At 69.9% G+C, this 13,201-nt stretch carries 11 protein-coding genes; 7 read left to right on the top strand and 4 right to left on the bottom strand.

What is annotated here, in order from left to right; all coding sequences use genetic code 11:
- Positions 1–17 precede the first annotated feature (17 nt).
- The 3 genes from M1M07_RS12085 to M1M07_RS12075 all read left to right on the top strand — a co-directional run bounded on the left by M1M07_RS12085 (position 18) and on the right by M1M07_RS12075 (position 2,912).
- Entirely contained in the window at positions 18–1,070 is a 1,053-nt protein-coding gene (locus M1M07_RS12085; RefSeq protein ID WP_248674305.1) for a class I adenylate-forming enzyme family protein, read from the top strand.
- A gap of 87 nt (positions 1,071–1,157) precedes the next feature.
- Complete coding sequence (locus M1M07_RS12080; RefSeq protein ID WP_197256047.1) at positions 1,158–1,919, top strand: crotonase/enoyl-CoA hydratase family protein; 762 nt, start codon at positions 1,158–1,160, stop codon at positions 1,917–1,919.
- A gap of 69 nt (positions 1,920–1,988) precedes the next feature.
- Complete coding sequence (locus tag M1M07_RS12075) at positions 1,989–2,912, top strand: adenosine deaminase (protein WP_197256048.1); 924 nt, start codon at positions 1,989–1,991, stop codon at positions 2,910–2,912.
- Here M1M07_RS12075 and M1M07_RS12070 read toward each other — a convergent pair.
- Positions 2,905–4,230: a D-arabinono-1,4-lactone oxidase gene (locus M1M07_RS12070; protein ID WP_248674304.1), complete on the bottom strand. Its 1,326-nt coding sequence runs from the start codon at positions 4,228–4,230 to the stop codon at positions 2,905–2,907. The two genes, M1M07_RS12075 and M1M07_RS12070, sit on opposite strands and share 8 nt — an antisense overlap.
- A 95-nt stretch (positions 4,231–4,325) precedes the next feature.
- On the opposite strand from M1M07_RS12070, the gene M1M07_RS12065 reads away from it, so the two are divergent.
- The 3 genes from M1M07_RS12065 (at position 4,326) to M1M07_RS12055 (ending at position 6,976) form a co-directional block, all read left to right on the top strand.
- The gene (locus tag M1M07_RS12065; protein WP_197256052.1) at positions 4,326–4,970 is read left to right on the top strand and encodes a TetR/AcrR family transcriptional regulator; all 645 of its coding nucleotides are present in this window, start codon (positions 4,326–4,328) and stop codon (positions 4,968–4,970) included.
- A gap of 120 nt (positions 4,971–5,090) precedes the next feature.
- Positions 5,091–6,269 carry an amino acid deaminase/aldolase gene (locus M1M07_RS12060; RefSeq protein ID WP_248674303.1) on the top strand — a complete coding sequence of 393 codons (1,179 nt, stop codon included), beginning with the start codon at positions 5,091–5,093 and terminating at the stop codon, positions 6,267–6,269.
- A gap of 77 nt (positions 6,270–6,346) precedes the next feature.
- Positions 6,347–6,976, top strand: a complete 630-nt coding sequence (locus M1M07_RS12055) for an alpha/beta hydrolase (RefSeq protein WP_248674302.1) — start codon at positions 6,347–6,349, stop codon at positions 6,974–6,976.
- Between the two features lie 56 nt (positions 6,977–7,032).
- Here the strand turns inward: M1M07_RS12055 and M1M07_RS12050 are convergent, their stop codons facing one another.
- The 3 genes from M1M07_RS12050 to M1M07_RS12040 all read right to left on the bottom strand — a co-directional run bounded on the left by M1M07_RS12050 (position 7,033) and on the right by M1M07_RS12040 (position 11,025).
- Positions 7,033–8,835, bottom strand: coding sequence for a long-chain fatty acid--CoA ligase (locus M1M07_RS12050; RefSeq protein WP_248674301.1), 1,803 nt, complete (start codon positions 8,833–8,835; stop codon positions 7,033–7,035).
- Between the two features lie 165 nt (positions 8,836–9,000).
- Positions 9,001–9,630: a phosphoribosyltransferase family protein gene (locus M1M07_RS12045; protein WP_197256060.1), complete on the bottom strand. Its 630-nt coding sequence runs from the start codon at positions 9,628–9,630 to the stop codon at positions 9,001–9,003.
- Positions 9,631–9,750: 120 nt separating this feature from the next.
- Positions 9,751–11,025, bottom strand: a complete 1,275-nt coding sequence (locus M1M07_RS12040) for a TrpB-like pyridoxal phosphate-dependent enzyme (RefSeq protein ID WP_197256062.1) — start codon at positions 11,023–11,025, stop codon at positions 9,751–9,753.
- 152 nt (positions 11,026–11,177) lie between these two features.
- Between M1M07_RS12040 and M1M07_RS12035 the strand changes: the two genes are divergently transcribed.
- Entirely contained in the window at positions 11,178–13,130 is a 1,953-nt protein-coding gene (locus tag M1M07_RS12035; protein WP_248674300.1) for a DEAD/DEAH box helicase, read from the top strand.
- The last annotated feature ends 71 nt before the right edge of the window (positions 13,131–13,201 follow it).

Below are 13,201 nucleotides of genomic sequence, written 5' to 3'. Positions count from 1 at the left end.
GACGATCGGAGGTGGCGATGTCGCCGGCGTTGGTCAGATTTTCCGGTGGTGCCGCATGGCTGCGCGACGAACGCGTCACCCGGCACGCGGGGGTCTTCCGATACGAGGGGCTCGAGCCGTGCCTGGCCGAACTCCTCGACCGCAGCGCCTTGCGGTTCGCGCAGCGCACCGCCGCCGTCGACCGGGCCGGTCGCGGCATCACCTACCGCGAACTGTGGGCTGCCGCCGCCCGCGTCGCCGGCGGCCTGCTGGACCAGGGTGTCGGCCCGGCGGACCGCGTCGTCGTGCACTACCGGAACGGATTCGACTGGCTCCACGCGTTTCTCGGCGTCGTCCTGGCCGGTGGTGTCCCGGTCCTGCCGGATCCGACGTGCAGCGACGCCGAACTCGAGTGGATCGTCGCCGACAGCGGCGCGATCGTCATGCTCGAGGGGAAGGTGCCCGACGGGGTCGCCTTCCTCGACGGCGGTGCCTCGCCCGAGGAGCTGGCCCTGCTCTACTACGTGCGCAAGTGCGGCGGGGGGCTGCACGGTGTCGAATTGACCAACGAGAACATCCTGTCCACCATCGAAGCGGTCGTCCACGCGATGGATCTCGGCGTCGGTGGCGTGCGGACCGTGATCACCGCGCCGCTGTCCACCGCCGTCGGATGCGGTGTGCAACTGCTGCCCACCCTGTCGGTCGGTGGCACCGTCGTCGCGGCCGGGGCGCGCGGCATCCGGGTGCCGTGGCGCCACCTGCGCGCCTCGTTCCCGACGGCCCGCTGCGTGCGCGGCTGGGGGGTCGCGGAGACCGGCGGGATCGGACTGGTGCTGCCGATCGAGGCTCGGCAGCGGCATCCCCGCAGCATCGGGATTCCGTTCGGCGGAATGGAGGTCGCGTTGCTCGGCCCCGATGCCGAACGCGGCGTGGGTGAACTGCTGTGCCGTGGCCCGAGTGTGGCCCGCCGGTACTGGAACGATCCGCAGGGCACCGCCGAGACGTTCGGCGACGGCTGGTTCCGCACCGGCGACCAGGTCGAGATCGACGAAGACGGGTTCGTCACCCAGCTAGCGGTACGGGTCTCGTGATGTGACGCGGACTCGGGTATACACCTGATGTGCCGCGACCCACACCCGGGTCGGCGCATCCGATCCGCTCAGTGGAGGTATACGCACATGTCCGATGTGGTCTTGTCCGAGCGTCGTGGTCGAGTACTGGTCATCACCATCAACCGGCCCGACGCCCGCAACGCCGTCAACGCCGCCGTGAGCCACGGACTGGCCGAAGCGATCGACGAACTCGACGGCGACGACGACCTCTCGGTCGGTGTCCTCACCGGTGCCGGCGGAAACTTCTGCGCCGGCATGGATCTCAAGGCGTTCGTGGCCGGCGAGAACGTCGTGGTCCCGGGCCGGGGAATGGGTTTCACCGAGCAGCCGCCGCGCAAGCCGCTGATCTCCGCGGTCGAGGGCTACGCGCTCGCGGGCGGCACCGAACTGGTGCTGGCGACCGACCTGGTCGTCGCGGCCCGGGACGCCAAGTTCGGCATCCCCGAGGTCAAGCGCGGACTCGTCGCCGCCGGTGGCGGTCTGCTGCGCCTGCCGAAGCGCATCCCGTACCAGAAGGCACTCGAACTCGCCCTGACCGGCGACAGCTTCACCGCCGAGGAAGCGTACGGTTTCGGGTTCGTCAACACGCTCACCGAGCCGGGTGGCGCGCTCGACGGTGCGCTCGCACTCGCCGGGCGCATCACCGCCAACGGCCCGCTCGCGGTCGCGGTGACCAAGCAGATCGTCGCGGCCGCCGCGGACTGGTCGTCCGACGAGGCGTTCGCGAAGCAGATGGAGATCGCCGGTCCGGTGTTCGTGTCGGAGGACGCCCGCGAGGGTGCGACGGCGTTCGCCGAGAAGCGCGCCCCCGTCTGGAAGGGGCGCTGACCTCACCGCGGTGCCCGTCCGGTGACGGGCGGGCACCGCGGTACCGGGAGTCCGGGAGGAGCCGAACGCATGAGCGCCGAACTGCACGTGCACATCGAGGGCACGCTCGAACCCGAGCTGATCTTCGCGCTGGCCGAGCGCAACGAGGTGTCCCTGCCGTATCGCGATATCGCCGATCTACGTTCGCGGTACGAGTTCACCGATCTCGGTTCGTTCCTGGAGTTGTACTACGCCAACATGCAGGTGCTGCGCACGGCGCAGGACTTCGCCGATCTCACCCGCGCGTACCTGGCGCGCGCGGCGGACGCGGGCGTGACCCGCGCCGAGTTCTTCTTCGACCCGCAGGCCCACACCAGCCGCGGCGTGCCGCTGCGTGAGGTCGTCGACGGGCTCGCCGACGCCGTCGCCGGCAGCGGCCGCGAGTTCGGGGTCGATGCCGCGATGATCGCGTCGATCGTGCGGGACCGTCCCGTGCAGGAGGCCGGTGAGGTGTTCGGTGAGCTGCTGCGGCTGCACGCCCCGATCATCGGTCTCGGTCTCGACTCCGCCGAGGTCGGCCATCCACCCTCGTTGTTCGAGGACGTGTTCGCCCGTGCCCGCGCCGAAGGTCTGCACGTCGTCGCGCACGCCGGTGAGGAGGGACCGCCGGACTATGTCCGTCAGGCGCTGGATCTGCTCGGCGCCGAACGCATCGACCACGGCATCCGGTCACTCGAAGATCCCGAACTGGTGGCGCGGCTCGTCGACGAGCAGGTGCCGCTCACCGTCTGCCCGCTGTCGAATGTGCGCCTGGGCGTGGTGGATTCGATCGAGGAGCACCCGTTGCGCCGCATGCTCGACGCGGGCCTGCTGGTCACCGTCAACTCCGACGACCCCGCCTATTTCGGCGGCTACGTCGACGACAACTTCGCGGCACTGCACACCGGGCTGGGCCTGACCTACGCCGAACACGACACGCTGGTGCGCAATTCGCTCGAGGCCGCCTTCACCTGAGGGCGTTCGCCTCGATGCCGAACACCCGCTCGAGGTACGGGTTGGCGAACCTGCCGTCCGGGTCGACGCGTTGCCGCACGGCGAGGAAGTCGTCGAACTTCGGGTACGCGGGCCGCAGATCGTCGGCGGTCCGCTCGTGGAGCTTGCCCCAGTGCGGCCGGCCGTCGACGTCGCGCACGATCTTCTCGACGGTCGCGAAGTAGTCGCGGTGGTCGCGCCGGTGGAACTCGTGCACCGCGACATAGGCGGTGTCGCGACCGTACGCGGTGGACAGCCACACATCGTCGGCGGCGGCGAAGCGCACCTCGATCGGAAATGCGACCTGCCGGCCGGTGCGTTCGAGGCCGCGGGCGATGTCGGCGAGCACGCCGGGGAGTGCGTCCACCGGGATCGCGTACTCCATCTCCCGGAACCGCACGCGCCGCGGGGAGGCGAACACCGCGTAGCTGCGGTCGGTGAACTCGCGGGGTGACAGGGCCCGGCCGGCCAGGTTGTTGATGCGGGGAATCAGTCCCGGCGCCTGCGCCCCGACGTACTGCAGCGCGCCGAACAGGCCGTTGGAGAGCAGTTCGTCGTCCACGAGACCGCGGATCCGGCCGATCGGCGCGGTCGGTTCGGTTCCCTCGAGCCGGATGTTGCGCTTGGTCAGGACACGGTCGGTGTGCGGGAACCAGTAGAACTCGAAATGGTCCACGCCGAGCCGGTCCTCGTCGAGGGTCGCGAGCGTTTCGGTGAGGGTCGCGGGCCCCTCCGCCGCGTGCAACCGGTACGCGGGCACGCAGTCGAGCGTCAGGGAGGTGAGGATGCCGATGGAACCGACACCGAGGCGCGCCGCCTCGAACAGTTCCGGCTCGGTGGTGGGGGAGCAGTGCACGACGCGTCCGTCCGCGAGCACGATGGTCGCCGCGCGCACCTGGGTGGCCAGGCCGCCGAATCCCGCTCCGGTGCCGTGGGTTCCGGTGGAGACGGCACCGGCGATCGACTGCACGTCGATGTCGCCGAGGTTCGCCAGCGCCAGGCCGTGAGACCACAGCAGGCGGTTGAGATCGTGCAGACGGGTGCCGGCGCCGACGGTGACGAGCGCACCGGTCGCGGTCGGTTCGACCCGCTCGATCCCGGCGATCCGGTCGAGCGAGACGAGGATGCCGTCGGTGACCGCCGCGCCGGTGAACGAATGCCCGGCGCCGACCGCCTTGACCCGCTCGCCGCGTTCGGTGGCGCGGGTGACGAGGGCCGCGACCTCCTCGGCGCCGGCAGGAGTCTCGAATGCGCGAGGTGTCGCGCGCTCGGTGCGCGCCCAGTTGCGCCAGGTAGCCATGACCCACATCGTCCTCTTGGACGACCGTCCAGGTCAAGGGTTGCGGGCTGGTCGCGTTCGCCCCGGAGCCGGCCCCGAGCCTCTACGATCGGGGAATGCTGAACCGGATGCCCGCAGACGAGCGTCGCGCCCAGCTGATCGAATCCGCACTCGACCTCGCGGAGCGCGGGGGAGTCGGCGCGGTCACGGTGCGGGCGGTCGCGGAGAACGCCGGTGTGTCCCTCGGCGTGGTGCACTACTGCTTCGAGAGCAAGGAAGCGCTCGTCGTCGCGATGGGCGAAACCCTCATTCGCCAGCTCAGCGAGACTCTGCACGTCGCGTTCGATCTGCCGCACGACGGCCCGGATCCGCAGGGGATACGCGGGCTCCGGCAACTCCTGTACGCGGGGCTCAACGCGATGTGGCCGATGATCGAGGCGACCGCGAACCGCCAGATCCTCACCTACGAGATCACCACCTATTCGCTGCGGCAGCGGGCCTCGGACTCCGAGCCCGGCGGCCGGATCGCCGCCGAGCAGTACCGGATCATGGACGTCGAGGCGTGCCGGTTCCTCTCCGACTGCGCCGAACGCACCGGGACGACGTGGACCGAACCGATCGAGGACATCGCCCGGATGGCGCTGGCGATGATCGACGGCCTGGTGCTGCGCTGGCTCGTCGATCGCAACGGCGAGTTCATCGTCGCCGAACTCGACGACATGGCCGGGATCATCGCCTCCCGTGCGACCGAGAAGTCCTGAACGAACACCGCTCGGGATGAACGCCCCGTCCGGCGAGCAAGGAACTGGACAAGCGTCCATTCCGGTGTTCGACTTGTTCCCCGACGCTTGCCCGTCCCTGCCTCGACGATTGGACCCGCCGTGACTTCGCCCCTCGACCGGCTCGACACCGCGACCGCCGACCTCGATCCGCCCTTCGCCGCCGCCGACCTGGGCACCGTGCGCCGCAACGCAGCCGACCTGATCCGGCGCGCAGGCGGTACGCCTGTGCGGGTTGCGAGCAAATCGGTCCGCTGCCGCGCGATTCTCGAGGAGGTCCTGGGTGCCGACCTGACCGGCTCGAACGGCGCCTTCCGGGGCATCATGGCGTATTCGCTGCGCGAAGCGCTGTGGCTGGTCGAGCGCGGTGCACGCGACGTACTGCTCGGCTATCCGACGGTCGATCGCGGTGCGCTCGCCGAACTGGCCTCGCGACCCGAGGCGCTCGACGCGATCACCCTGATGATCGACTCCACCGCCCAGCTCGGGCTCGCGCGCGACGCGTTCGGCAGCGGCCGGGTGCGCCCGCGGGTGTGCCTCGACATCGACGCGTCGCTGCGCATCGGCCCCGTGCACCTGGGGGTGCGCCGCTCCCCGCTGCGCGGTCCGGACGACGCCGCGCAACTCGCCCGGTGCGCGACCACCGCCGGATTCTCCGTCGTCGGGGTCATGTTCTACGAGGCCCAGATCGCCGGCCTGCCCGATTCGTCGCTGCCCGTGCGGCTGGTCAAGCGGGCGTCGGCGCAGGAACTCGCGACCCGCCGTCGCATCGTCGTCGACGCCCTCCGGGCCACGGTCGGCGACCTCGAGATCGTCAACAGCGGCGGCACCGGCTCGCTCGAAGTGAGTTCCGCGGATCCGGTTGTCACCGAGGTGACCGCCGGATCCGGGTTGTACGTGCCGACCCTGTTCGACCGCTACCGTGCCTTCACGCCGCATCCCGCGCTGTTCTTCGCGCTCCCCGCGGTGCGCAAGCCGGCCCCGGCCGTCACCACCCTGTTCGGCGGCGGCTACATCGCGTCCGGGCCCGCCGGGGCGTCGCGCGTGCCGAAGCCGGTGCATCCGGCGGGCCTGCGGCTGCTGCGCAACGAGGGGGCGGGGGAGGTGCAGACGCCGGTCACCGGGCGCGCCGCGTCGGACATCCCGATCGGCGGTCGCGTCTGGCTCCGGCACGCCAAGGCGGGCGAGCTGTGCGAACGGTTCACACACCTGCACCTCGTCGACGAGGACGGCTCACGCCACACCGTCCCGACCTACCGCGGTGAGGGCCACTGCTGGTGACCTCTCGTGCCCGTGCGCGTTTCCGGTAGCGGGGGCTACCGAAAACACGCACGAGGGGCAGGACCGAGAATGAGGCAATGCCGTTCATCGCCGGGGCCACGGGCCGACTCCACTACCGATCCTGGAACACCGACGCGGCCGACGCCGCCGTCGTCTTCGCGCACGGGATGGGTCAGCACAGCGGTCACTACCACCGGTTCGCCGCCGGTCTGGCCGCCGACCGCATCGGGCTGTGGGGCCTCGACCTGGCCGGCCACGGACTGTCGGAGGGACAGCCGGGGGAGCCGGGGGACGTCGCCGCGCACGCGGCCGATCTCGCCGAGATCACCGGCCTCGCCGAGCAGGACGAACTGCCGCTGGTGGTGATGGGACATTCGCTGGGTGCCGCGACGGTCCTGGCGCTGTTGCGCACCGAGGCGTCCCGGTTCCGCGGTGTGGTGCTGTGCGGGACGCCGCGCACCGCGACCGTACCCGCGACCGCGGAGGTCCTGAGGTCCGCGGGCCTGCCGACGCTGGCGGTGCACGGCGTCGACGATCGGCTCGCTCCGATCGACCCGGTCCGCGACTGGGCCGCCACCGTGCCGGGGCTCGAGCTGCGCGAGTACCCGGACGCCGGGCACGACCTGCTGCACGAGCCGGTGCACCGCACGGTGACACGCGACGTCGCGGAGTTCGTGCTCGCGGTGACGGGCCCGGAACGCCGATGAGCGGATGTGCCTCCCGTGGAGGGGAAGCACATCCGCTCAGGACCGGACGAGGGCGATCAGCCGTAGATCGCGGCGATCTCGGCGCCGTGCACCTCGTGGATGATGTTGCGCTTGAGCTTGAGCGTCGGGGTCAGCTCACCGGATTCGACGCTGAAGTCCACGTCGAGGATGCGGTACTTCTTGATCGCCTCGGCCTTGGAGACCTTCTTGTTGGTCTCGGCGACCGCGGCGTCGATCTCGGCGATCAGATCCGGGTTCTTGATCAGGTCGGCCACGGTGGCGTCGGCCGGAACGTTGTTGCGTTCCTTCCAGCCGGGGAGCGCCTCGGGGTCGAGGGTGATGAGCGCGCCGATGAACGGCTTGCCGTCGCCGACGACGATGACCTGGCTGATCAGCGGGTGTGCCCGCAGCGAGTCCTCGAGGACGGCCGGGGCGACGTTCTTGCCGCCCGCGGTGACGATGAGTTCCTTCTTGCGGCCGGTGATCGAGATGAAGCCGTCGGCGTCGAGGGTGCCGATGTCGCCGGTGTGGAACCAGCCGTCGCGGATGGCTTCCTCGGTGGCCTTGTCGTTCTGCCAGTAGCCCTCGAACACGACGGGGCCCTTGAGCAGCAGCTCGCCGTCCTCGGCGATCTTCGCGGCGTGGCCGTTGAACGGGCGGCCGACCGTGCCCACCTTCTGGTTGCCCGGCGTGTTCATGATGATGCCGCCGGTGGTCTCGGTCAGGCCGTAGCCTTCGAGGACGTTGATGCCGACGCCGCGGAAGAAGTGGCCGAGGCGGGCACCGAGCGCGGCACCACCGGACACCGCGGACGTGGCCTGGCCGCCGAGCGCGGCGCGCAGCTTGCCGTAGACGAGCTTGTCGAACAGGGCGTGCTTGAGCTTGAGTCCGAGACCCGGACCGCCGGTCTCGAGCGCCTGGCTGTATTCGATGGCGGTGTCGGAGGCCTTCTCGAAGATCTTGCCCTTGCCGCCGTCGTAGGCCTTCTGCTTCGCGGAGTTGTACACCTTCTCGAACACGCGGGGCACGGAGAGGATGAAGTTCGGCTTGAACACGGCGAACTGGTCGAGCAGCGTGGTCAGGTCCGAGGTGTGCGCGACGGTGACCTTGCTGTCGAACGCCGCGAACGAGATGAGCCGGGCGAACACGTGCGCGAGCGGCAGGAACAGCAGGGTGCGGTTGCCCGGCACCATCGCATCCGGCAGCTGGATCGCCGCGGCGGCCGACTCGGCGTACAGGTTGCGGTGCTTGAGCTGCACGCCCTTCGGGCGGCCCGTGGTGCCGGAGGTGTAGATGAGCGTGGCCGCGGACTCGGCGGTGACCGACTTGCGGCGCTCCTCGACCTGCTCGTCGGTGATCGCGGTGCCGCGGGCGATCAGTTCCTCGACCGCACCCTTGGCGCCGTCGCCGGGGGCGATGCGCAGGACCTCGCGGACGGTCGGCGCCCCCTCGGCGACCTCCTTGACGACCTCGGCGAGCTCGTCGTTCTCGACGATGAGCAGCGACGTCCCGGAGTCCTCGAGGATCCACTGGGACTGGTCGGCGGACGAGGTCTCGTAGATCGCGACGGTGGCCCCCCCGGCCGTCCAGATCGCGTAGTCGAGGAGAACCCACTCGTAGCGGGTCGACGACAGGATTGCGACGCGGTCGCCGAGCTCGATACCGGAGGCGATCAGGCCCTTGGCGACGGCGCGGACCTGCGCGGCGAACTCCTTCGCGGTGACCTTGGTCCACGTGCCGTCGATCAGTCGCTCGAACGGCACGAAGTCGGGCGACTCCTTTTCGTGCCGGAAGACGGAATCCGCCATCGATGCGTCCTCGGGAATCGAGAACGACTGCGGCACGGAAATCTCACTCACTGCTGACCCCTCCATCGTTTTACCTTGGGATGTGCATTGCATCACAGGTTAGGGCGTTTTGCACCTGTCGAGCTGCCCGTTATGCACTGTTTTCGCGGGTCGTGGAGGAGTGATTTGTGTTACTTCGGGTACCGGGGGTTACTCGCCGGTAGTCAATGACGCAGGTCACTGGGGTTTCAGCAGCTCGGTCGCTTCCGAATCGGTCAATTGGTGAAAATCTTCGTAGGCCGCACCGACACTGTCCTGATCGGTCGGCTGCTCCGGGCAGACCACCTCGTCCGCGACCGTCCGTATCCGTCGAACCGCCTCCGGAGAGGCGACGGGAATCGCCACGACGACCCGCTCGGCACCTTCGGCGCGGGCGGCCAGGCATGCCGCTGCAGCCGTTGCTCCGGTGGCCAGGCCGTCGTCGACGAGCACGACCGTGCGGCCCGCGATCGGGATGCGGGCGCGGTCGCCGCGCAACAGGCGGGCCCGCCGCTCCAGTTCGGCGCGTTCGCGGTATTCCACCCGGGCCAGGGAGTCCTCGCCGATCCGGCCGCGCCGCAGGACTTCCTCGTTGAGGATGCGGGCGCCGCCCTCGGCGATCGCGCCCATCGCGAGTTCGGGTTGCCAGGGCACGCCGAGTTTCCGGACGACGAGCACGTCGAGCGGGGCGTCGAGTTCCCGGGCCACCTCCCGCGCGACGGGGATCCCGCCGCGCGGCAGGGCCAGGATCACCGGTTTCGCGTCGCGCAGGTGCCCGACCGAGCGGGCGAGTCGCCGCCCGGCTTCCTCGCGGCTGGCATAGCGCACGACTCCAGTATGACCCGGTCGACGGCCCTGTCGTCCCCATCCACGGACCCGAAAGACAGCCGCGCGCAACCGGCATCGCGCGGCCGTCTTCCTCGTCTGCGGCAGTAGCGGACCCGCCTTCTAGACCAGTTCGCCCGACAGGTACGAGTGGTAAGCGGGCAGGTCGAGCTGTCCGTGCCCGGACAGTCCGATCACGATGACCTCGGGTTCGGTCAGGCCCTTCGCGTACTCGGCGGCCGCGGCGATCGCGTGCGCCGACTCGGGTGCCGGCACGATGCCCTCGGTGCGCGCGAACTGCACCGCCGCGGCGAACGCCTCGGTCTGGGGGACGGCCTTGCCCTCGACGTACCCGAGCTCGACGGTGTGGCTGAGCAGCGGCGCCATGCCGTGGTAGCGCAGGCCGCCGGCGTGGATCGGATCGGGGATGAAGTCCTGACCGAGGGTGTGCATCTTCAGTAGCGGCGTCAGGCCCGCGATGTCGCCGTGGTCGTAGCGGTACTCGCCCTGCGTGATGGACGGGCACGCGGCCGGTTCGACGGCCACGATCCGCGTCGAGGCGCGCTCGTGCAGCACCTCGCGGATGAACGGGAACGCCAGACCGGCGAGGTTCGAGCCACCGCCCGCGCAACCGAACACGACGTCGGCGTTCTCCTCACCGGCCGCGCGGAGCTGCGCGACGGCCTCGAGGCCGATCACCGTCTGGTGCAGCACGACGTGGTTGAGCACGCTGCCGAGGGTGTAGCGGGCAGCCGGGTCCTTCACCGCGACCTCGACGGCCTCCGACACGGCGATGCCGAGGGATCCCGGGGTGTCCGGGTGGTCGGCCAGGACCTGACGCCCGGCGTCGGTGAGCTCGGACGGGCTCGCGTGCACGGTGCCGCCGTAGGTCTCGATGAGGAACCGGCGGTACGGCTTGGAGTCGTACGACGCGCGCACCTGCCAGACCTCGAGGCCGATGCCGAACTTCGCGCACGCGAAGGACAGGGCCGAACCCCACTGGCCGGCGCCGGTCTCGGTGGTGAGCCGGGTGACGCCGTCGATCGAGTTGTAGTACGCCTGCGCGACCGCGGAGTTGACCTTGTGGCTGCCGACCGGGCTCACGCCCTCGTACTTGACGTAGATGTGGGCCGGGGTGCCGAGAGCCTTCTCGAACGCGTGCGCCCTGATCAGCGGGGTGGTGCGGTAGTTGCGGTACACCTCGCGGACCGGTTCGGGGATCTCGATGTCCGTCTCGGTGGACAGTTCCTGCTCGATCAGGCCCTTCGCGAACAGCGGGGCGAGGTCGTCCGCGGTGATCGGTTCCTTGGTGCCGGGGTGCAGGTGCGGCGGCGGAGCGACGGGCAGGTCACCGACGATGTTGTACCAATGGGTGGGGATGTTGACGGGCTCCGACACCGGGGTCGTCCTTTCGGTTACGCAACGAGAACCCGTCCAGTGTGCCAACGCACATACCGGGAGTACGCAGGCGGTGGGACCCAGGTCACCGGGGCATCTGTGGCACCGACGATGCGGGCTCATCCACGCTCATCCGATAAACTGCAGGTCAAATGAGTGATATTGTGCAAGACCCCGACGCCGAAAACGCCACCCCCACGTTCGCCGATCTCGACATCGATGCCCGTGTGCTGCAAGCGCTTTCGGACGTGGGCTACGAGTCCCCGTCGCCGATCCAGGCGGCGACCATCCCACCACTGCTGGAGGGACGGGACGTCGTCGGTCTCGCTCAGACCGGCACCGGCAAGACCGCCGCGTTCGCGGTGCCGATCCTCTCCCGCATCGACACCGCGAAGAAGCGGCCCCAGGCGCTGATCCTGGCGCCCACCCGTGAGCTTGCGCTGCAGGTCGCAGAGGCTTTCGGCAAGTATTCGGCGCACATCCCCGGGCTGCACGTGCTGCCCATCTACGGTGGCCAGGCGTACGGCGTGCAGCTGTCCGGACTGCGTCGCGGCGCCCAGGTCATCGTCGGCACCCCCGGACGTGTGATCGATCACCTTTCCAAGGGCACCCTCGACATCTCGGAGCTGGAATTCCTCGTCCTCGACGAGGCCGACGAGATGCTCACGATGGGCTTCCAGGAGGACGTCGAGCGCATCCTCGCCGACACCCCCGACACCAAGCAGGTCGCCCTGTTCTCGGCGACCATGCCCGGCGCGATCCGCCGGCTGTCGAAGCAGTACCTCAACGACCCCGAAGAGATCACGGTCAAGTCGAAGACCACGACCTCCTCCAACATCTCCCAGCGCTGGGTGCTGGTGTCGCACCAGCGCAAGCTCGACGCACTGACCCGCATCCTCGAGGTCGAGTCGTTCGAGGCGATGATCATCTTCGTCCGGACCAAGCAGGCCACCGAGGACCTCGCCGAGCGGCTGCGTGCCCGCGGCTTCTCCGCCGCCGCGATCAACGGCGACATCGTGCAGGCCCAGCGTGAGCGCACGATCGGCCAGCTCAAGAGCGGTGCCCTCGACATCCTCGTCGCGACCGACGTCGCCGCGCGCGGCCTCGACGTCGACCGCATCAGCCACGTCGTGAACTACGACATCCCGCACGACACCGAGTCGTACGTGCACCGGATCGGCCGCACCGGCCGCGCCGGCCGCAGCGGCGACGCGCTGCTGTTCGTCGCTCCCCGCGAGCGGCACCTGCTCAAGGCCATCGAGCGGGCCACGCGTCAGCCGCTCGCCGAGATCCAGCTGCCCACCGTCGAGGACGTGAACGCGCAGCGGGTCGCCAAGTTCAACGACGGCATCACCGAGGCGCTCGCGTCGGACCACCTGCAGTTGTTCCGCACGTTCATCGAGGACTACGAGCGGGAGCACGACGTTCCGCTCGCCGACATCGCGGCCGCTCTCGCCGTGCTCTCGCGCGACGGCGAGTCCTTCCTCATGGAGTCCGAGCCCGAGCCGATCGCCCCGCAGCGCCGCGAGCGCGAACCGCGTCCGCCGCGCCGGTTCGACGACGACGGAGCCTCCCGCGTCGGCCGTGACGGCCAGGAACTGATCACCTACCGGATCGCCGTCGGCAAGCGGCACCGGGTGCAGCCCGGCGCGATCGTCGGTGCCATCGCCAACGAGGGCGGCCTGCGTCGCAGCGACTTCGGGCACATCAGCATCCGGGCCGATCACAGCCTCGTCGAGCTGCCCAAGGACCTGTCGGCGCAGACCCTCGAGGCGCTGCGTGCGACCCGGATCTCCGGGGTGCTCATCCAGTTGCAGCCCGATACCGGCGCCCCGTCGGGACGGCCGGGCTCGTACCGGGCCCGTGACGACCGCGGTGACCGCCGCGGCGGTGAGCGCCGCGAGTACGGCGGTAAGAAGGACTGGGGCGAGCGCGGCGGCCGCAAGGACTACGGCGACAAGCCCCGTGGCTACAAGGACCGCGGCGACTTCAAGGACCGTGACTTCAAGGACCGCGACAAGGATCGCGGCGGCTTCTCGCACCGCGGCGACCGTGGCGGTCACGGCCACGGCAGCCGCGGCGGCGGATTCCGCGGTCGCGACTGACCGATCCGGTCGAGTTGTGACGGTCCGATCCGGTCGAGTTGTGACGGTCCGGTCCGGTCGAGTTGTGACGG

Source organism: Rhodococcus sp. HM1 (genome assembly GCF_023218075.1).
In the GTDB taxonomy this organism is placed as follows: domain Bacteria; phylum Actinomycetota; class Actinomycetes; order Mycobacteriales; family Mycobacteriaceae; genus Rhodococcus.
The sequence above is the reverse complement of the archived record's forward strand: the minus strand, read 5'-3'. Positions and strand labels throughout refer to the sequence as shown.

What these genes read in the sequence shown, in the direction of transcription:
- M1M07_RS12075 (WP_197256048.1), top strand. Translation starts at nt 1,989, where the DNA reads ATGAGCGCCGAACTGCACGTGCACATCGAGGGCACGCTCGAACCCGAG.
- M1M07_RS12080 (WP_197256047.1), top strand. Translation starts at nt 1,158, where the DNA reads ATGTCCGATGTGGTCTTGTCCGAGCGTCGTGGTCGAGTACTGGTCATC.
- M1M07_RS12065 (WP_197256052.1), top strand. Translation starts at nt 4,326, where the DNA reads ATGCTGAACCGGATGCCCGCAGACGAGCGTCGCGCCCAGCTGATCGAA.
- M1M07_RS12085 (WP_248674305.1), top strand. Translation starts at nt 18, where the DNA reads ATGTCGCCGGCGTTGGTCAGATTTTCCGGTGGTGCCGCATGGCTGCGC.
- M1M07_RS12055 (WP_248674302.1), top strand. Translation starts at nt 6,347, where the DNA reads ATGCCGTTCATCGCCGGGGCCACGGGCCGACTCCACTACCGATCCTGG.
- M1M07_RS12070 (WP_248674304.1), bottom strand. Translation starts at nt 4,230, where the DNA reads ATGGCTACCTGGCGCAACTGGGCGCGCACCGAGCGCGCGACACCTCGC.
- M1M07_RS12035 (WP_248674300.1), top strand. Translation starts at nt 11,178, where the DNA reads ATGAGTGATATTGTGCAAGACCCCGACGCCGAAAACGCCACCCCCACG.